The sequence below is a fragment of the Xenorhabdus sp. IM139775 genome, from assembly GCF_028598745.1.
In the GTDB taxonomy this organism is placed as follows: Bacteria; Pseudomonadota; Gammaproteobacteria; order Enterobacterales; family Enterobacteriaceae; genus Xenorhabdus.
On sequence record NZ_JAQRFK010000006.1, the window covers coordinates 42,951 to 63,160 of the forward strand.

Consider the following 20,210-nt stretch of genomic DNA (forward strand, 5'->3'; position numbering starts at 1 on the left):
TCATCAAATTATTGTCATAATAGTAGCAGGAATGACGCTTATGTTTTCTCTCTACACCGCCTATGATGTACAGCATGAATTAAAAGACTTTATCAAACGGCAACGTAAACAACAAAAATCATCCGTCGAAGACTTAGCCAAACGTTCCGGCGTGCCGTATAGCACCATCAGGAAATTTGAGCGCACCGGTAATATTTCATTACGGCAGTTTCTTATGTTATTGGAAGCGGTTGGTGAGTTACATCCACTGCATGAACTCACGAAGGAACGTAAGCGTGAGCCAACTACGATTGCTGAGGTACTGAAAAATGCTTAATACGCTATTAAATGTTAAGAGGAAATTTTCTGATGGCAGCAATATGCTGGTTGGGCAATTGGCGGAGAATAAAGAGGGGGTTTATTTTCAATATGATGATTCATATCTTGCCAGTCATCCGAAATCACTCTCTCCGTTTCTGATTAAGGCAGATAATTCATTACAAAAAGCCCCAAAAACGCCTCATTATGGACTGCATGGGGTTTTTGGTGACAGTTTACCCGATGGCTGGGGGCTGTATTTAATGGATCGTGTATTTCGGGCAAATGGCTATAATCCCAAAATGGTGACGGCCTTAAAACGGTTGGCTTATATGGGTGAACGATGTTCCGGCGCGCTTTACTATGAACCAGTCATGTCTTTTTCTGCAACGAATGAGAGAGATATCGATCTTATCACGCTCGGCAAAGAGGCAGTGAAAGAATTTGAAGGTATGGGATCTGTTTTTCTTAACTCTCTTATGGATGCCAGTGGTTCCGGTGGTGCTCGTCCCAAACTCAATGTGACAAAGTGTGCCAATGGTCTATTTTCAACCCATGCTGATGCTATTGGGGAAAAATTGATTATTAAATTGACGTCTGATCGGTTTTCTTTGCAGCATTCAGAAAGTCTTGTTGAATATGCTTATATGAAAATGGCGAGAAATGTTGGAATTGAAGTACCTGATTTCGAGTTATTGGCGGCGGGAAATGGCCGTTTCTGGTTACAGCAAGCCCGGTTTGATTGTTCGGCACAAGGCCGCTACCACATGATTTCAGCTTGTGGATTGCTGGATGCACCATTCAGAGAACCTTCTCTGGATTATATTGACTTAGCCAGAGTGACAAGGCATTTGTGTGGGGTAGAAGAAGCACAAAAATTAGTGAAACGTGCTTTTTTCAACTATCTCACGGTTAATCAGGATGATCATGCTAAAAATTTTGCTTTTTTGGCCGATGATACGGACAATTGGCGTCTTTCTCCGTTTTATGATGTGGTTTATATGCCGTCACCTTATAACGAACATATGACTTCGTTTAACGGTAATGGCAAAGTCATTACTCCTTCCGCGTTGGAGCAATTAGCGGGGCAGGCGGGGTTTTCCGGCATTACGCCGTTGAAAAATATGCTTGAAGAGATTTATGACGAAACCCATCGTTTTCAATCGATTGCCAATGAATTGGAAATCGATAAATCATTGGCAGCTACCATTGCACAACATATGGAGCAGAAATGGTCAGATCTAAAAATATGACACAATCGTGGCAATAATGATGGAAAAACACCAAAAAATGCCACTATAGTAACAGTATTGACGTGAGAATGTTGAGTCGATGCTTTTTGCCAAATCCAAATATAAATAATCATTATTAATATGTTAGATTTGGCGACCATTAAATCTCTTTACCTGTTTTCGTAGGGCGGAATTTTATCATAACCACTTTTTGACAAATTCTTCCAACGGCATTGGGCGGTCGAAGTAATATCCCTGTAAATAATTAACAGAATAATTCTTTAACTGATTGATCTGTTCTTGGTCTTCAACCCCTTCTGCCACAATTTCCAGCCGTAACCGCTGGGCAAGATCAACAATATTTTCCACAATATGTTTTGAAATCATATCGGTATTCATTTTGCTGACAAAGTTATGTCCGATTTTGATTAGGTGAACATTAAATTTTTGTAAATAATTATAATTGGAGTAACCCGTACCGAAGTCGTCCAGAGCAATTAATACACCTAATTTATTCAACTTATTAAATAAACGCATTGTATGATCGTCTGGCAACAATAATTCTCGTTCGGTCATTTCCAAAATCAGTTTAACCGTATCTTTTGGAAATGATCCCAGAAAATTTCGGCAATCATCAACTAATTGAATATCTTTATAATGTCTTGCACTGATGTTGAAATTAAAATGGAAATGTGCAGGTAATTGATGGGCAATCGGTGAAAAATAATCTCGCACTTGGGTGATGAGGTGATGCGTTAAGGGAATAATCAAATCTGATTTTTCAATTTGGGCGATAAATTTATTGGGTGTCAATAACCCATGAGCCGGATGTTGCCAGCGAACCAGAATTTCACACCCCATGATTGCATTGTTTTTGCTACAAATAATAGGCTGTATGTAAGGAATGAATTGCTTATTTTTAATCGCTTTTTTCAGGTGATATTCTGGGCGAGTGATGATTTTGGTGTATTGGTAAAAAAACACCGCAGAGATGAGAGTAAGCAGAGACAGTAAAATAAATACAGGTGCTAATTCCACATCTGGCTGGATATTGTCCTGATAATTGGAAAATAATCTCCAGAATATAAATCCTGTACTGGCAATGAGGGTGATGAATAACATCACAAATATCCGATACAGGGATCGGTATGATTTCAGATTCAGCCTCATCATTTCTCCTTTTTGATAAAGCCCGTTACTTAACAGTAGACTTGTTATCTAAATATGCAAAGTTTCATTAACTTATTGATCACAAAAAAATGTTGTTCTTTTTTGAGAAAACAATCCCGACTATGTTACAGGAAGAATTTAGCGACGGGAAATAGTGAGATGGCTGTACGGCAAGATCGGATCAAAAAATTTCGTAATTAGTGGCGATGATCAAAATAACGAAATAATTTTGCCATCCGTGGCAAAATTATTATTTATAGATATCAATATATTAAGGTTAACGGTAATAAATGGCGTTATATAAGGCCCATTTTTACGGTGTCGTTATCACAATGGCAACCCGGCGGTTTTCTGCCCGGCCTTTTGAACTCCGGTTATCGGCGATAGGTTGGCTTGGCCCTAATCCACGGGTTGTCAGATGAGTACGCTGCATTCCTCCCTGTGTCAGTGCCTCTGCAACGGTGTTGGCGCGTTTTAACGATAATTGATTGTTGTAACTCACTTCCCCGTAGTTGTCAGTATGGCCATCAAGACGTGCATGGTGGATACCCACTTTGGATAAAACACTGGCGAGTTCTTTTAACTTGGCCTGACCTTCAGGACGCAAGCGGAATTGGTTATTACCAAATAACACTTTTTCAGATATGCCAAATAGCCAGCCTTCATCGGTTTGTTGAAATCCTTGTTGTTTTAGTGCGGCGATTTGAGCGGCTGTCAACGCCCCTTTGTTCTGGCAGGCACTGAGAAAGAGTGTGCCAATAAATACCCAGATAAATACACAGTATCGGTTTCTGCTCATAGAGGGTTCCTTGATAGATAGTTTAGTTTGGTTGTATCAGCGGAATACCAGCCGCCACCTCGTTGTTTAATGTGATACATTGCCGCATCTGCTTCCGAGAGCAGTTGTTCCGCCGTGAGTTCACCGTTGGATAAGGCAATGCCAATACTGAGTGTGATACGCAGGTGTTGTCCGTTGGGCAAAAGGATCGGGGTGTCCATGGCATGGATGATATTTTTCGCAATGCGTTCTGCATCTTCCAGATTGGCAGAGGGTAATAGGATAGCGAATTCATCCCCGCCAAGCCGGGCAACGGTATCTGTCTTTCTCACCTTCCTTTTTAGCGTGGCGGCTATCGTGACAAGCACGTGATCGCCGGCGGCATGTCCATAAATATCGTTGACATATTTCAGTCTGTTACCATCAATAAATAATACTGCGGCACTTTCACGCATGAATTTATCGTTCATCACGGTTGAAAGAACACGCTCAAAAGTGGCCCGGTTTGGTAAACCGGTGAGGGAATCATGTTGCGCTTGCCAGGTTAACGCGGCTTTTTCGGTTTGCAGATGATGTTGCCACTCTTCCAGTTCTTCCAGCAGGTGATTGAAAACCTGGCTTAATTTGTGCAATTCAGCAATGTGGGCAGAAGGCACACGCCGTGAGAATGTCCGTTGCTGCCGCACATCATGGGCGACGACCGTAATGTTTTGCAACGCTCTGACGATGCCATCGTGCATACGCAATGAAAGGTAAAGTGAAATGACGGCGCTGAACAACAGGCAGGCAAACAGGACCAACAGGGCCTGATAAATAAACTTGATAATATGGTTGCTGTTACCGATGAGCCAGACTGAGCCGACTTTCTGCTGATGGTGATAAATTGGCAGAGTAATCGGTTCAGGAAGCAGCCAATGATCGACCCATTTTTTGAAATTGTTGGTACGAGATCCCTGATTGGCCTGCCAGCAGGCTAATACCTGTTGTTTAGCATCAAAAATTTTAGCTTCGGTAAAACTATCGTGAACCGCAATCATTTCCAATATTTCGTTTGCTGCGGTTTTATCCTGAAAGACCACGGCGGCCTGTGCGGTATGGGCAATGGTCGTGGAGATCAGCTTTAAATTATTTTCGGCATATTTCTGCATGGCAAGCAGTGCCAGCAGGGATAAGAATAAGCCGACGACGGATAATATGATAAACGTAATAATCAGATGGATACGGTGAAAAGCCTGACGTAAAGTCGGGCGTGATGGCATCAGTGAATAACGTTTCTTCATACAGATTATTCCACCTTACGAGCCAATTGCAGGACATTCGGGTGTACGCGTATGCCGCTGCGCGTCAGAATATCAAGGTTAAGGCTGAATGTTGCCTGCGTGCTGTTAATGTTGAGGCAAAATGCGCTGCCAATTTCACAGTTCGGATTATTTTCAGCAATGGTCAGCAGTGGCTTCGCATCTTTCAGGTTAATGACCTGATGTTGAAGTTGTGGATCAACTTGACCATAGTAAATGACATCACATCTTTCTATGAGCTGTTCTACGTTGAAATTCAGCGTTTCTATTTGCAGTTCTGTGTGATCAGAAATCATATCAATGTGAGTTAAGGCGCTAATGTAATGGGAGGGGGGAACCAGACATAAATGCAGGACAGTCGGTGCAATAGGCCAGTGGGTATAACTGATAATGCCAGAAACTACCCGCACAACGTTTTGATTAAGCATGAGTTTTTCATTGGTATCAGGCACAGCCATGACGGCTGAATTACCTATTACAGTGATTACGCACAAGGTCATCAGTACCCGTAGAAATAATCTGGAAAGACAATGTTTAAAAACAGTACGCTTACAAAGATGATGAGTCCGTTCAATCACTTTCATAACGAGTTCCAGTATTTGCTTTTCGTCCAGTATTGGCCTTTCATATCGTGTCAAAAGTCTAGTGTAAATAATCGTGTTAACGTTATTGATAAAATCGGTTCTAGCCGGAACCTATCTCATCAAGGTATTTTTGCCATTATTTTTTCTCTGGCGACTGTAATAACGACCGTCACGATGATTGTGACTGCGCAAAAATGATACCGAATGAGATAGGTTGTAAAGCTGTCGCTGACCCAATAATTTAATTGGTAACTTTAAGGTATAATTTCATTATCAACAAATAGACTCTTATTTCTCATTTCTATGTTGATAGATCTATATTGATACATCTTTATTGATTCCTATTATATGTCCATGATTGTCATAAGTGATACTGGAAACTTTGCTTTGCTTTAAGACCTCTAACAATTTTTGTTCCAGAATAAAACTTTGTGCCACCTCCGCGTGAGTTAACGCAGGTCGGTGGCGACGCCGCTCAATCTTAAATCGACGTTGGTTGTATTTTGCCCAGCCAATAAGCAAAAGTGCATTAAAGATGGCGATGGCAATATAAAGGGCGAGAGATCCCAGTTTTGAAGTCAATGTTGACGTGAATGTTGACGTGAATGCTGACGTGAATGTCGAAGTAAAAGCGCTGGGGCCATGATGAGAAGCGTTAAATAATCCCACGATAAATAAATAGATAAAACCGACCCAAGCCAGAACGGTCAACAGGATATCCATTAAACGGGGCAATAATTTTTGTTCAGTAAAAATTAATGGATCTTTCATGATTCGATTCTCTCTATTCCCCTGTCCGGGCTTTCCCAGCGGGCACGTTTTCTGTGAACTTTGAGCATCACTTTGGGAAAAGAAATCAGGGTCGTAAACAGGCTTAGCATCCAATAAACCATAGGATACCAAATGACCCAGAAAAGCGATGAGGCAACGTGTTTTTCATAGCGTCGCTCAATCATCAGGCTGACGGTAAACTGGAGCAGGCAGGTCGCCGCCAGAACCAATCCCGTATATCCGGGGGGGAATAGGGTATAGACACGAATGTTTTCCGGTAATGTGATGAGCATTCCGAGAAAAAATAAAATGATGGAAAGGGCAAAGGTAAATGACCAGATAACGGAACAGCAGAACTCGGCAAATAACATCCACATGCGGCGATATTGCCATGACCACAATTGACGCAGGTTTTTCAGGAACACCTCGGCACCACCCTGTGCCCAGCGCAACCGCTGTTTCCATAACCCCCGCAGGGTTTCCGGCATCAGGATCCAGCAGATAGCACGGGGTTCGAAAAAGATCGACCAATGGTGCAACTGGAGTTTCCAGCTCACGTCAATATCTTCTGTGATCATGTCATTGCTCCAGTAACCGACATCGGCAAGCGCCCGGCGATTAAAGGCCGCTACCACCCCCGAAACGGTAAAGACTTGGCCATAAACCCGTTGGGTTCGTTTGATAAGGCCAATGATGGAGGAAAATTCACCCACCTGAACGCGCCCCACTAACGTGGATCGCGTGCGAACACGGGGATTGCCGGTAACCGCACCAACGCGGGGATGATCAATCATGGGCTTGACCAGCCAGACTGCGGCATCGCGATCCAGCAGGGCATCACCATCAATGCAGACCAGATAATCACTTTTTGCCGCTGCCGCACCGGCTTGAAGCGCCGTGGCTTTGCCCTGATTCTGTTTCAGGTGTATCACCCTCAGGGCTTGGTGTTGTTTCGCCATGGCATTGAGTTCATCCGCCGTGCTGTCAGTTGAACCATCATTGATTGCGATCACTTCAACATGGGGATAGCGTTGGTTTAAGGCGGCCAGCAGGGTTTCGCGGACATTCGGCCCTTCGTTGTAACAAGGGATCAAAATTGAAATCAGCGGCTCACCTTCAAGATGGGGGGCGGCTTTATCAACCACTTTCCAATGCCTTTCCCGATAGAGCCAGAAGTAGATCCCGCCTGAAATCCAGATGGCTGACATAAATAAAGGCCAGAAAAAGACAAAGTTCAGCATGACTTCGCCGGTAAAAGCGACGGCGATGCCAAGAGGAATGCTCAATACCAGGCAGAGCACGATAAAAGCAATAATACGATCAATCATTAAGTGGATACCATTCAGGAGAAAGAACAGGGCGGATCTCATTCATTTCTGGTTGATTATTGAGAAAATCATCCGGGTAGTAACCGAAACTCTGTGCACCATTGAGCTGTAATTGACGCATCCATTCAGCCAATTGATGGCCCGGTATCGCTCTTTTATCCAGTGGCTTGCGCCAATCCACGGACTGGAGTTCAAAGACGGTTTTGTCCAGTGCTTCCGGGCGTTGGGCAATGATTTTTACTAATCGGGATAACCACGAATTACTTTTTGCTGAGGGTACATTTTCCATTAAGGGCATTGCCATTGGCGCGACCCAATCGTAGTGAGCGAGAAAATCATCCAGATTTTGGGCAAACCATGCTTCGCTGTCGGGTTCCAGAATGGGCAGGGCAAAAATATTGCGTGCAGTTTTGATCTGATAACCCCGTATGGACTTGAGTTCTTGGGTTAATTCGTGGGTAAAGTCAATCAGGTATTGGCTTTTGAAACGTGTCCAACGGGCGAATTGTTCGGGATCTTGCCGAATTTCTGCAATGGAGGCAGAGAAACCCGCCGCCTGATAAGCTTTGATGGCATCTGCGCCGGCATCTTCAAAATCGGACATGACGGCATCATCGTGATACAAAATACCCTGAAAAATGGCATGGGAAGCCAAATCCTGATAAATCTCTTTGATTCTCTGGCGATTGTCCGGGTGATAGGGCGATAAACGACGATATTGTGTCGGGTTGACAAACCGCTGGTTGTGACTTTCGTCATCGCTCATCACCCGCGGGAGTGAAGGTGCCAGTTCAAATGCCAGAACGGGCATCCACGCATACACTTCAATGTTCAGGCGACTGTGCAGTTGCCAGGCAACACGGTTAAATAGATCGGCGCGCATCGGCAGCCAGCGGTTGGGGAAATAGAGTTCACGGATATTGCCATCGCCTTGCGGATCAGCAAAGGCTTGCAGGAAAACGGTATTGACGCGCAGATCGGCAATGCGCTGTACCAGTTTGTCAAGATTGTCGGCCTGTTGAACGGGATCAGGATCGTAAACATAGTCCAGATCAATATGGGCAATCCGTAAGATCGGTTTGTTCTGTACCTGAATGACTTGCTCAGCAAACTCTTTCAGGGAAGGATTATGAGTCAGCAAGATACGCGGCACATTATCAAGGCTGTTGGCGTTTGCCAGCCCATTATCCAGCGTCAATGCCATTTTGTAGCCATAGCGTTTGGCGATTTCCAGCGTAACACCGTTATCGATGCCATAAGGCCAGATCCAAACCCGTGGCTGTTTGCCTGTGGCCGCGATAATTCTTTGGGTAATCGTGGCAATGTCCTTTTCCATCCGCTGGCGAAACGCTTGCTCGCTTTCATATTGACCGGTTTTCGGATCGTAAATGCGAATGGCTGCGGCCGGCTCTGTATTGCCTTGTGGGTTAGCGATGGCACCATAATGGTGTTGATAAGTATGAGAACCTATTTCCACTAAACCCGATCGTGACATCTCAGCCACTTGTTCCCAAGTCGTAAAGCGCTCCCGCGGCACGATCAACCCACCAAAATCAACCGGTTTTCCGGCGGGGACATCAACCCAAATCCCAACCGGTGCCAGAATGCCGGGCCAGTTATAGGCTTTAAGCAGGGGAAAGACGCGATGGTAAAAACTGCTATAGCCATCATCGAAAGTCAGCAAGACTGCCTTGGGAGGCAATGGCGTCCCGCCCTGATTGGCGGTAAGAATTTGATCGACGGTAATCGGCTGGTAGCCATTTTCCCGCAACCAGGCAAATTGATCGTTCAACGCGCTGGTACGGACAGACATAAAACGCTGATCTGCCCCCTCATCTTCAACATCATGGTAAGCCAGAACCACAAACCCGTTTTTAGGCCACGGGCGTTCGTTCATTGGCAGGGGACGTTGCGCGGGAGGGACAAAATCGGGTTTTTCTGCATAGGCCATCATGGCGAATGGGGGAATAAACAGGCTAATCAGCAGTGTCGAGATCATCAACCAATGACGAAAAAGGTGATATTTCATAAAAAAATCCTTTAGAACCGATAGATTAAATCAAAAGCCGCTTGCAGATTATTTTCTCGTTTACCGTCGTAAGGACGTTTATCCAGCGTAAGCCTTACACCGGCATCAAGAACATCATTCCACGTAATGCGCTGGCCGTATCCCACCATCGTGATCAGGCCACTGCCGTATCCTTGTTGCCAATATTGCCCAATGCCTGCCGCCAGTTGCTGACGCCAGACGGTTTGATAATGCCGATATAGGATGTGGTCTGCTTCCAGTTCAGGCAGGAGGGTAAAGTCGCTTTTGGGATTGAAATAGGGCGTATTTTGATGCGTATTATGAGCCGTACTCAGTTCCAGCTTCGCATCCAGTTTGAGATAAGGCGCGCTGTATAGGCGTTGCAGGCCGTCAACGGCATATTCAAAGCGATGATTGCCATCCGAGAAGAACGAAGGGGTAAAACGCGCAGCCCATTGACGGCGTTCGCTGGATCGCCAGCGTGCATAAATTGCCCCGCCATTAGCATGGATATTGTTGCTTAATGCGTGCAGGGGCGTATGACGGGCGAGACGTTCAGCGGAGCCACCCAGACGCCACTGGTCATTGATGTCATACCAAGCCGCAATCCGTATGCCCATTTTGCTGCCATGACGATAATTCCGCGCAGAAACTTCACCTTCCAGCCAAAGATCCCGTGAACGCCATTCCACACCGCCACGTAAATCACGGTTCAGGCCCCGGCCTTCGGAAAATTGGCTGCGATTGTAAGCGCCGCCGGCAAATAAGCGCCAATTATCACCAAGGGGAGGGCTATAAAGTACCGCGTCAATATCTGAACTGTGTTTGCCGCTTTGTGGATTATCTGAATTAATGCCTTGATTGACCTGAATACGCAGCTCTGACATATGGTGTACATTGCGCAGGCGGTTAAAGCGTTTAGCGAGCATATCTTCAGGTGCGCGGGTCATGACATCATCGGCCAGCAGATCCACCTGATGCCATTCTTGCAGGGCAAGGCCGGTATAGCCTTGCTGGACTTCCAACGACAGATTGCGGGGATCGAGCCCTTCAATCTGCTTTAATTCGCTTTCCGCCCGGCGTGGCCAACCGCGATCCAGCCAGATAGCCGCCAGATCAGTGCGTAATTTCTGATTGCCGGGCGCGGTGCGGGCTAAATGAGTAAAGCGTTTTTCTGCTGCGGGAAAATCTGCCCGCAGTTGCGCAGACTCCGCCAGAAATTGCTGTCCTTGTAGCCAGTCATCATTAGGCACACGAACGGGCGATCCAAAAACATTGAGCATATAGGGGCTACGCTGCTTGATATTGTCAGCAAGCTGTCGGGCTGCATCCAGATGCTCACTTTCTACATCCGCATAGAAAAGGACAATATCATCCTCAAGCGGGATGTTGGATTGTGCTGTTTTCCCCGGCACCGAAAGATTTTCATGGGGATAATTCAGGGATCGCAGAATAGCCCGGGCTTTTTCTGGCTGGCGCAGATTCAGGTAGGCTGCGGCTGCCCATTTCCGGGCATATTCCGGAACAGGCTGGCCTTTTTTCTGCTCGGCTTGTTGTTGCAAGGCGAGATATTCATCAATGACATGTTGCATCCGATGACGGGAAAGCAGGGCACCAAGCCGATCAATGCGTGCCTGCTGGTAATCTTGTCGGGCATCAGACAAATTGTGCCACTGATTAAGGATGTGTTCGTAACGTGCAAGTGCCCGGTCAGCAATATCAAACCGCTCTTTTTCGCTATGATTCGGCATCATGGACAGGCGGACCAGTTCTGCGGCGGCGTCGGCTTCCAGCCTGCGCAGTTGCCCGGAGGTTAATTGTGCCGAATGTTGTTGTCCCAGACGCCATGCAGAGCCATTGACCCGATTGTTCTTGAGGCTGGACAGGTAATCTTGGGTGACTGCTTTATCATCGGGAAACCGGTCATGCGCAATAGAAAGCATTTGCATGGCATGCCATATCCGGCCGGCAGCGTGATCAACATAAGCCATCAAACGGTAATTGGCGGCATTGGGTTGGCGGGCCAGTAACTCTTTTGCCAAACGGCGCGCCTCTTGGTCTTGTCTGGCATCAGCGAGCGTCATGATAAGGCCGGTCCTGATGTCACTGTTCTGTTTCTCCAAAATCAGGGCGGTGCGCCACATCTGGATTGCCTGCGGCCATTGGCGTTGGTTGCGATAGGCTTTGGCAACCGCCGAGATCCCTCTGGCGGGGATGGACATTGTGCGATAGCGTTGCCAGAGAGAAATGACCTCATCGTCATATCCGGCCCAGCCCGCAACTTGCAACCAATCAGCAATTTGCGAGGAAGAAAGACGATATTGTTTCTCTTCCTGACGAATATATTCGAGCATGGGGGTGGTATTACCCTTTCTGGCTTGTTGAATTAACGCATCGTAATCTGCCTGGGCAGATTCTGTTGTGATTAAACAACTTAGTGAAATAAATAACGATAACAGTTTATACCGATATCTATGGAAGCCCATCGGACGGAAATAAAGATATGACACACTATCCCCTTTTTATACTGCCTATTGGTTTTACAAATAGCAGGACCAGACGGAATTGAAATTAATTTAGATTAAGATGATTTTTTACAGCCTTCATTTTTGAAGAGGCAGAATAATACGTACTGTGTGGATTTATATCAATGGGGAAATTTCTCAAAATAATGGCGATTATTTGGTTTTACATGGGTATTGTATTTTATAAATATAATACCCATTGATTATTTTATTATTATGTGATGATTTTATTTATTTAAAATCAAGGTATTGAGATAATTACCTTATGAATTTAACGGGTTAAAAAATAATATTTAGTGCTGTGGCTGGTTTCAATAAAAAATATTTAAATTGAGTATAAATATTTTTTATTGCCGAGGGGGAATATTGATTATTTGCGATTTTTTATTTGAAATGGATTGGTGTGGTTAAATTGGTGGGGTTTTTCAGTGTAAAAATAGGGTTTATTTGTCGTGTTGTGACTATATTTCGAAATTAAATGCTATTTTTATCGTTAATATAAATAAATATTCATAATAGTGAGAGTTTGTAACCTTGTCCCCCGCGCCGCGGGGGACAAGGTTTACTCCTATCATTTTGAAACGCTATTTATAATGAATAATGTAAAGCTAATGGGTTTTACATTAAAAAATGGGCGCCAATATAAGACAGAGCCTAACAGCATGGCGCTTGACTCCCCATCAAGCCGTCACTGACAAAAAGGCTAAAAAAACCTCATAAATAATAAGTGCTTTCATAATTCTTGGTGGTTCGTATAATTCTGTTTTTTATCATGCTGTTAATCGATATCGTTAATGGGGAAAGATGTGAACCAAATGACCAATATCATCGCTGATATCTGCGAGTCTCTTAATACCGAAAGCGTTAGCGAAACGGGGATTCAATCATTCTCTTTCGCATTACCGGTTGACAGTGACGCCCATTGGTTGGAATGGTTATCTGCCCAGCCCCATTACCCACAATTTTACTGGCGACACAGAGAAGGTCATGAAGAAGTAGTGGCTTGTGGGCAAGTTCGCCTGTTTAACAAGGTGACTGACGCGGAGACATTTCTACAGCAAGATCGTCAATCAGCACGAATGCGTTTATGGGGTCTGAATGCTTGGGATAAAGTCAATTTTTATCCTTCCCGTCATGAAAATGAAGATGTCATTTGCGGGGAAAGCTATCTGTTTCTGCCGAGGTTAGAATTACGCCGCCATCGTGGGGAAAATCGTTTGTATATCCATGTGGATGGCAACGCCGATCTCGAAAATGCCCGCCGGTTCCTGCAACAACTTCTTCCGGGTCAACCTCTGCTGCCGTTACAGACAGCCGTCCTGAGGGCAAAGCATACGCCTGAATGTGGTCAATGGCATCGTTTGTTGGAACAGGCACTCAATGCCATTAGCCAAAACAAAATGGAAAAGGTTGTCATCGCACGGAAAACGGAATTGACGCTGAATGCACCATTGCACACGGCACAATTAATGGCCGCCAGCCGTAGCGTGAATCATGGTTGTTATCATTTTATGCTGGCGTTTAGTGCCGATCACGCCTTTCTTGCTTCGACCCCAGAGCGGCTTTACTACCGGGATAAGTTACAGTTTTATACCGAAGCGCTGGCCGGGACAGTGACAAATGCCGAAGATGATCAACGGGCGGCTGAATTGGGGCAGTGGTTGCTGGAAGATAAAAAAAATCAGCATGAGAATCGCATTGTTGTTGACGATATCTGCCAGCGTTTGCAAGGCGGTGTCATTTCAGTCGATGTTGCCCCGCCTGATGTGATCCGCCTGAGAAAAGTTCAGCACCTGCGCAGGCTGATTCGTGGCGTACTGAATCACGTTTGTGATAGTGATTGCCTGCGTCGTTTACAGCCAACGGCTGCGGTTGCCGGGCTGCCACGTGAAGCGGCACGGCAATTTTTGGCAAACAATGAGCCTTTCAAGCGTGATTGGTATGCAGGCTCTGCGGGGTATTTGGGGCTGGATCAGAGCGAGTTTGCGGTTTCGTTGCGCTGTGCCTGTATTCACCACAACGTGTTGGCGTTGTACGCCGGTGCAGGGATTGTTGCAGGGTCAGATCCAGGGCAGGAGTGGCTGGAAATAGAAAATAAAGCGGCAGGATTGCGAACCTTATTGACCAGTAGGGTTAATGGGTAAATGACAATTCCTTGAACTAAGATAAGGAAATTGTTTTTACACGCATTAAGATTAAAACTGCCTTATATCATTATCGCTTATCCTTTGGCGTCATTTTTAAAGAAACGTTTTTGGGCATGATATGTCAAACAGCGCACTTAACCGCCGTTGGGCGGAACTTTTATTGGAAGCACTCACCCGCCACGGATTGCGTCATGCCTGCATTGCCCCCGGCTCTCGTTCGACTCCCTTGACATTGGCTGCCGCAGAACACCCTAAGTTGCACTGTCATACCCATTTTGATGAACGTGGACTGGGGCATTTGGCGTTGGGGCTGGCAAAAGCGGCCAAAGCGCCTGTTGCGGTGATTGTGACGTCTGGAACGGCCGTGGCTAATTTGTATCCTGCTTTGATTGAAGCGGGATTGACGGGGGAGCGGTTGGTGTTTCTCACCGCAGACAGGCCACCCGAACTGATGGATTGTGGTGCGAATCAGGCGATCCGCCAGACAGGTATTTTTGCTTCACATCCCACGCGAACGTTAGCATTGCCGCGGCCAACCACCGATATTCCGGCCAGTTGGTTGGTTTCTTCTATCGATAATGAAATGTCAAACCTGAAACAAGGTGCCCTGCATATTAATTGCCCGTTTGCGGAGCCTTTGTACGGCAATGCAGTGACAGCACATCAGGATTGGCGGCAAACACTGGGAGAGTGGTGGCAAGGGGATGAACCGTGGCTGGTTCAGCCGGAAATATCCGCCACCATCAAGGCCGTTGACTGGAATATCTGGCAAAAGAAACAGGGCGTTGTACTGGCAGGGAGAATGCGTGCCGAAGAAGGGCAATATGTTGCTCAATGGGCAAAAACGATGGGCTGGCCGCTGATTGGTGATGTGCTGTCCCAAACGGGGCAACCTTTGCCGCATGCAGATTTATGGCTGGATCATCCCCGCCCCCAAGAGATCTTGGCGCAAGCGCAATTGGTGATCCAATTTGGTGCTGGCCTGACCGGCAAACGGTTATTGCAATGGCAGGCCGAATGCCAGCCTGAACAGTATTGGATTGTTGATCCCATCGCCGGCCGGCTTGATCCGGCAAACCATCGAGGACGCAAATTCACTTGCCCGGTGGCTGACTGGTTACGGGAGCACCCTGCCTGTTCACGGGCGCCGTGGGCAGATGAATTACAGGCATGGTCAAAAAGCGCGTTTAACTGTGTTGAAACCGCGTTGGCAGGCGAATTCAGCGAGGCAGCGGTGGCGCATCAACTGCATCACTTATTGCCAGAGCAGGGGCAGTTGTTTGTCGGCAATAGCCTGATTGTGCGCCTGATTGATGCCTTGGGGCAGCTTCCGGCGGGGTATCCGGTTTACAGCAACCGGGGTGCCAGTGGCATCGATGGGTTAATCGCGACCGCCGCCGGTGTACAGCGGGCAACCCATCAACCGACGCTGGCGATTATCGGGGATATTTCCGCGCTCTATGATCTGAATAGCTTAGCGTTATTACGCAACCTTTCTAATCCCATGTTATTGATCATAGTGAATAATAATGGCGGGCAGATTTTTTCCCTGTTACCCACGCCGCCGGAAGAACGTCAGCGTTTCTACTGTATGCCGCAAGATGTCAATTTTGATCATGCGGCTGCCATGTTCGGCCTGAACTATGCGGCACCACAAAGTTGGCCGGAATTAACACAGTGCGCCCAACGGGCATGGCAGCGTAAACAGGCCACATTGATTGAGCTAAACGTTACAGGCAATGAAGGCGCGGTATGCCTGCAAGGGTTACTGAAACAGGTGGCTGCCCTGTGAAATTGTACTGTCAAACGTTTCATTCACACCATCAGGGCAGATGGTTAGTGTGGTTACACGGGCTATTGGGAACCGGGGATGATTGGTTGCCTGCGGTGGCTGCGTGTCATCAACATCCTTCACTGGTGGTTGATTTACCGGGGCACGGGCGTTCTGCCAATGTGAACTTAACCGGTGGTTTTGCGCAGATGAGTGCGTTGCTGAATGCAACGCTGTCCGAATATCAAATCAGGGATTATTGGTTGATTGGCTACTCATTGGGCGGCCGAATTGCCATGTACCACGCGATCTATGGCAAACCGGATTATGGTAAACCGGATTATAGTAAAAATAGTGCCTTGCAAGGGTTGCTGGTGGAAGGGGGAAATCCGGGGCTGTTTTCCCGCCGTGAGCGTGACAGGCGATTGCAGCATGATCAGCACTGGGCGCAGCGTTTTCGCCGGGAGCCGATGAGGTCAGTCTTGGCCGATTGGTATCAACAACCGGTATTTGCTGATCTCACGGCAGCACAGCGTGAGCAATTTATTCACCTGCGCAGCCAAAACAGCGGCAATGGTATTGCGGATATGCTGGAAAAGACCTCTTTAGGCCACCAACCTTGGCTGGTTCCTGCTTTACAGCAACTATCCATTCCCTTCTCCTATCTGTGTGGGGAAAATGATCGTAAATTCCAACACATAGCGCAGCGATATACACTGCCATTAAACACCATTCCTCAAGTTGGACATAATGCTCACTATGGTGATCCTGTCGCTTTTTCGAGCGCAGTGAACCATTTTTTATCACTTTTTGGTTAAGGAAATACAGTTATGCGTTACCCAAGCGAAGAAACATTGTATGCCCCGATTGAATGGCAAAATTATTCCCAAGCGTTTGAAGATATTCTCTACCATAAATCCGCAGACGGTATTGCCAGGATTACGATTAATCGCCCACAGGTACGTAATGCGTTCCGTCCCCTGACGATTAAAGAGATGATTCAGGCGCTGGCAGATGCCCGTTATGACGACGCCATCGGGACGATTATTCTGACAGGCATGGGTGAAAAAGCATTCTGTGCCGGAGGTGACCAAAAAATTCGTGGTGATTACGGTGGTTATCAGGATGACAGCGGAGTACATCACCTGAATGTACTGGATTTTCAGCGGCAGATCCGGACTTGTCCAAAACCGGTGGTTGCCATGGTGGCGGGATATGCCATCGGCGGCGGGCATGTCCTGCATTTGATGTGTGATTTGACGATTGCAGCGGATAACGCCATTTTCGGTCAGACAGGCCCCAGAGTCGGCTCCTTTGATGGCGGCTGGGGGGCATCGTACATGGCGCGGATCGTCGGGCAGAAAAAAGCGCGTGAAATTTGGTTCCTGTGTCGCCAATACCCTGCCGAAGAAGCCCTGGCGATGGGCTTGGTGAATACCGTTGTGCCTTATGCCGAGTTGGAAAAAGAAACGGTACGCTGGTGTCGTGAAATGCTGGAAAACAGCCCAATGGCATTACGCTGCCTGAAAGCGGCACTGAACGCAGATTGCGATGGTCAGGCGGGTTTACAGGAATTGGCCGGGAATGCCACCATGCTGTTCTACATGACCGAAGAAGGGCAGGAAGGCCGCAATGCGTTCAATGAAAAGCGCCAGCCTGATTTCAGTCAATTCAAGCGTAATCCGTAAACCCATCATGATGCGTAAAGCGACTTTATACCCGTTCAGCCTGCCCATGGAGGCAGGTGTTGTCCTGCGTTATCAGCGCCTGAAAACCCGTGACGGGTTTTTAGTCCATTTGCAGGAAAATTTGCAGGAAAATGGGCGAGAAGGTTGGGGAGAAATTTCCCCATTGCCCGAATTTAGCCATGAAACGCTTGAACAAGCTCAGGACTCGGCGGTGGCATGGCTGCAACAATGGTGTTCGGGCACCCAGCCAGAAGAGAGCGATCTTCCTTCTGTGGTGTTTGGCCTAAGCTGTGCACTGGCTGAATTGCACGGAGAATTGCCTGAAACCGCCAATTATCGTAAGGCACCATTATGCACCGGCGATCCCGATGAGGTGATCCTGCGTTTGGGCAATATGGCAGGCCAGAAGATGGCAAAAGTAAAAGTCGGGCTGTATGAAGCGGTGCGGGATGGCATGGTGGTGAATGTTATGCTTGAAGCGGTGCCTGACCTCCGGTTGCGGTTGGATGCTAACCGCAGTTGGACGCGCGCAAAAGCAGAAGGTTTCGCGAAATACGTTAATCCCGATTATCGGCACAGAATTGCTTTCATTGAAGAGCCTTGTAAAACCCGGGCGGAATCTCTGGCATTTGCCCGTGAGACGGGGATCGCCATTGCTTGGGATGAAAGTGTACGCGAAGCCGATTTTACGCCGCAAGCACAGGAGGGGGTGTCGGCCATCATCATTAAACCGACCTTGGTAGGCAGCATTGAGCGTTGCCGCCGGTTAATTACCGAAACTCATCAGTTGGGAATGGAGGCCGTGATTAGCGCCAGCATTGAGAGTAGCTTTGGCCTGACACAATTGGCCCGTCTCGCCCAATGGCTCACACCGGACTCACTCCCGGGTTTGGATACGTTGGATCTTATACAGTCACAACTCATCCGTTGTTGGCCGAACAGTGACATTCCGTGTGTCACGCTTGATAAGCTGGCAATGGTATGGAGTTGTGAATGTCAGTAATGGACGTGAACGCAACAGGACAGACAGAAACAGCATGGACTCAATGGCCGTGGCAGCACTGGAGCACGGTCTTGCCTGAGAAACCGGCCATTCAGTTAGATGATGAACAACTGGGCTGGCATCAGTTAACGCAAAGAATCGATACCATTGCGGCCGATTTCCACCAACAAGGGGTAGTGGAAGGTCGTGGTGTACTCCTCAGGGGTAAGAACAGCGCGGAACTTCTGTTGTGTTATCTCGCTGTCCTGCGATGTGGCGCAAGGGCGTTGCTCCTTAATCCTCAATTACCTGACCCGCTCCTGATGGATCTGCTGCCGCAGCTTAATATGGATTACGGTGTGGATTTTACGGATTCACCTTCGCCTGTTATCCACGTTAACGCCCTTAACTGGCAACTAAAGTTTCCAGAAAAACCCGCCTCATGGATAAAAAGTCATCCACTGGCATTGTGGGAAAGCCGGCGTCCCGCCAGCATGATCCTGACTTCCGGCTCTTCTGGACTGCCCAAAGCGGCGGTACATTCCATTGGCGCTCACCTTGCCAGCGCACAGGGGATTCTGTCCCGCATGGATTTCCAGCCTGATGATAGCTGGTTGCTGTCCCTGCCTTTGTTTCATGTTTCAGGCCAAGGAATACTTTGGCGCTGGCTGCAAACAGGGGCAACCTTGGTGCTGCGGGATTTACATCCACTGGATCGTGCGCTATCTGGCTGTACCCACGCATCACTGGTGCCTACTCAACTCTGGCGGTTGCTGGAACAACCCCGTGAATATCCATTAACGTTAAAAGAAGTGCTGTTGGGCGGTGCCATGATACCGGCATCATTGACCCAACGCGCCGAGGCGTTGGGGATCCGTTGTTGGTGTGGTTACGGGCTGACAGAAACGGCATCAACGGTTTGCGTAAAACGGGCTGATGGCCTGTCAGGTGTGGGTAATCCGCTGCCCGGGAAATCCCTTCGCTTAGTGGATGAGGAAATTCAGATCCGCGCTGACAGTATCGCGAGTGGTTATTGGTTTAACGGGGAATTGAAACCACTGGTTGATAATGCGGGCTGGTTTCCGACGCGGGATCGGGGTGTATTCGAACAGGGAGAATGGCGGATCTTAGGGCGTCTGGACAACCAGTTTTTCAGTGGCGGGGAGGGTATCCAGCCAGAAGACATTGAGCGGATCATTAATCAACATCCACAAATTGAACAGAGTTTTGTTGTACCCATTCCTGATATTGAATTCGGCCACCGGCCAGTCGCTGTGATTGAAACCCAATACCCTGCGCTGGCAGGAACGCTGATTGATTGGCTTGCAGATAAAATTGCTGCTTTCCAGCGGCCTGTCGCCTGCTATTTGTTACCTGTCCAACTGAAAAATGGTGGAATAAAGGTTTCGCGTCAGCAAGTTAAGCGATGGATCATGGCGATAAGCCGTGGGGATGAATCGTTAGGGTGATAAATAGTCATGACAATGAATAGTCACGATATTTACTTATCTTTATAAATCTAAACGTTTCATTGCTTTCGGCATCTATGTCGTCACGTTGATTAAAGTACAATGTGTCAGTTCATATGGGCATTGACTAATTAACAGGAC

General features: G+C 47.3%; 16 protein-coding genes. 8 read left to right on the forward strand and 8 right to left on the reverse strand.

From position 1 onward, the window contains the following. The first annotated feature begins 40 nt into the window (after positions 1-40). Together PSI17_RS02340 and PSI17_RS02345 are read left to right on the forward strand one after the other, a co-directional pair. Positions 41-316: a helix-turn-helix domain-containing protein gene (locus tag PSI17_RS02340; RefSeq protein ID WP_273550415.1), complete on the forward strand. Its 276-nt coding sequence runs from the start codon at positions 41-43 to the stop codon at positions 314-316. Next, positions 309-1,550, forward strand: a complete 1,242-nt coding sequence (locus PSI17_RS02345) for a type II toxin-antitoxin system HipA family toxin (RefSeq protein WP_273550416.1) — start codon at positions 309-311, stop codon at positions 1,548-1,550. The genes PSI17_RS02340 and PSI17_RS02345 overlap by 8 nt, the downstream gene beginning before the upstream one ends. A gap of 177 nt (positions 1,551-1,727) precedes the next feature. Here PSI17_RS02345 and PSI17_RS02350 read toward each other — a convergent pair whose 3' ends face one another. From PSI17_RS02350 to pgaA, 8 genes are all read right to left on the reverse strand, one after another. Continuing rightward, positions 1,728-2,651 (reverse strand): cyclic diguanylate phosphodiesterase, encoded by a 924-nt coding sequence (locus tag PSI17_RS02350; protein WP_273550417.1) that lies wholly within the window; start codon positions 2,649-2,651, stop codon positions 1,728-1,730. A gap of 361 nt (positions 2,652-3,012) precedes the next feature. Next, positions 3,013-3,498, reverse strand: a complete 486-nt coding sequence (locus PSI17_RS02355) for an OmpA family protein (RefSeq protein ID WP_273550418.1) — start codon at positions 3,496-3,498, stop codon at positions 3,013-3,015. Beyond that, positions 3,495-4,757, reverse strand: a complete 1,263-nt coding sequence (locus PSI17_RS02360; protein WP_273550419.1) for a diguanylate cyclase domain-containing protein — start codon at positions 4,755-4,757, stop codon at positions 3,495-3,497. Before PSI17_RS02360 ends, PSI17_RS02355 begins: the two co-directional genes overlap by 4 nt. Before the next feature lie 5 nt (positions 4,758-4,762). Then, positions 4,763-5,359, reverse strand: a complete 597-nt coding sequence (locus PSI17_RS02365; protein WP_273550420.1) for a YfiR family protein — start codon at positions 5,357-5,359, stop codon at positions 4,763-4,765. A gap of 315 nt (positions 5,360-5,674) precedes the next feature. Continuing rightward, on the reverse strand, positions 5,675-6,130 hold the full coding sequence (gene pgaD / locus PSI17_RS02370; protein WP_273550421.1) for a poly-beta-1,6-N-acetyl-D-glucosamine biosynthesis protein PgaD: 456 nt from the start codon (positions 6,128-6,130) through the stop codon (positions 5,675-5,677). Then, positions 6,127-7,458 (reverse strand): poly-beta-1,6-N-acetyl-D-glucosamine synthase, encoded by a 1,332-nt coding sequence (pgaC, locus tag PSI17_RS02375; protein WP_273550422.1) that lies wholly within the window; start codon positions 7,456-7,458, stop codon positions 6,127-6,129. The genes pgaD and pgaC overlap by 4 nt, the downstream gene beginning before the upstream one ends. Continuing rightward, positions 7,451-9,457 (reverse strand): poly-beta-1,6-N-acetyl-D-glucosamine N-deacetylase PgaB, encoded by a 2,007-nt coding sequence (pgaB, locus tag PSI17_RS02380; RefSeq protein WP_443255992.1) that lies wholly within the window; start codon positions 9,455-9,457, stop codon positions 7,451-7,453. The genes pgaC and pgaB overlap by 8 nt, the downstream gene beginning before the upstream one ends. Before the next feature lie 41 nt (positions 9,458-9,498). Further along, on the reverse strand, positions 9,499-11,997 hold the full coding sequence (pgaA, locus tag PSI17_RS02385; RefSeq protein ID WP_273550424.1) for a poly-beta-1,6 N-acetyl-D-glucosamine export porin PgaA: 2,499 nt from the start codon (positions 11,995-11,997) through the stop codon (positions 9,499-9,501). A gap of 821 nt (positions 11,998-12,818) precedes the next feature. Here pgaA and menF point away from each other — a divergent pair. The 6 genes from menF to menE all read left to right on the forward strand — a co-directional run bounded on the left by menF (position 12,819) and on the right by menE (position 20,069). Continuing rightward, positions 12,819-14,156, forward strand: coding sequence for an isochorismate synthase MenF (menF, locus tag PSI17_RS02390; protein ID WP_443255989.1), 1,338 nt, complete (start codon positions 12,819-12,821; stop codon positions 14,154-14,156). Between the two features lie 121 nt (positions 14,157-14,277). Continuing rightward, entirely contained in the window at positions 14,278-15,951 is a 1,674-nt protein-coding gene (menD, locus tag PSI17_RS02395; protein ID WP_273550425.1) for a 2-succinyl-5-enolpyruvyl-6-hydroxy-3-cyclohexene-1-carboxylic-acid synthase, read from the forward strand. Continuing rightward, positions 15,912-16,748: a 2-succinyl-6-hydroxy-2,4-cyclohexadiene-1-carboxylate synthase gene (gene menH / locus PSI17_RS02400; protein ID WP_273550426.1), complete on the forward strand. Its 837-nt coding sequence runs from the start codon at positions 15,912-15,914 to the stop codon at positions 16,746-16,748. Before menD ends, menH begins: the two co-directional genes overlap by 40 nt. A gap of 12 nt (positions 16,749-16,760) precedes the next feature. Next, positions 16,761-17,618 (forward strand): 1,4-dihydroxy-2-naphthoyl-CoA synthase, encoded by an 858-nt coding sequence (gene menB, locus PSI17_RS02405; protein ID WP_273550427.1) that lies wholly within the window; start codon positions 16,761-16,763, stop codon positions 17,616-17,618. Positions 17,619-17,628: 10 nt separating this feature from the next. Continuing rightward, the gene (gene menC, locus PSI17_RS02410; RefSeq protein WP_273550446.1) at positions 17,629-18,621 is read left to right on the forward strand and encodes an o-succinylbenzoate synthase; all 993 of its coding nucleotides are present in this window, start codon (positions 17,629-17,631) and stop codon (positions 18,619-18,621) included. Continuing rightward, a complete protein-coding gene (gene menE / locus PSI17_RS02415; protein ID WP_273550428.1) occupies positions 18,612-20,069 on the forward strand; it encodes an o-succinylbenzoate--CoA ligase in 1,458 nt (485 codons plus the stop codon). The genes menC and menE overlap by 10 nt, the downstream gene beginning before the upstream one ends. The last annotated feature ends 141 nt before the right edge of the window (positions 20,070-20,210 follow it).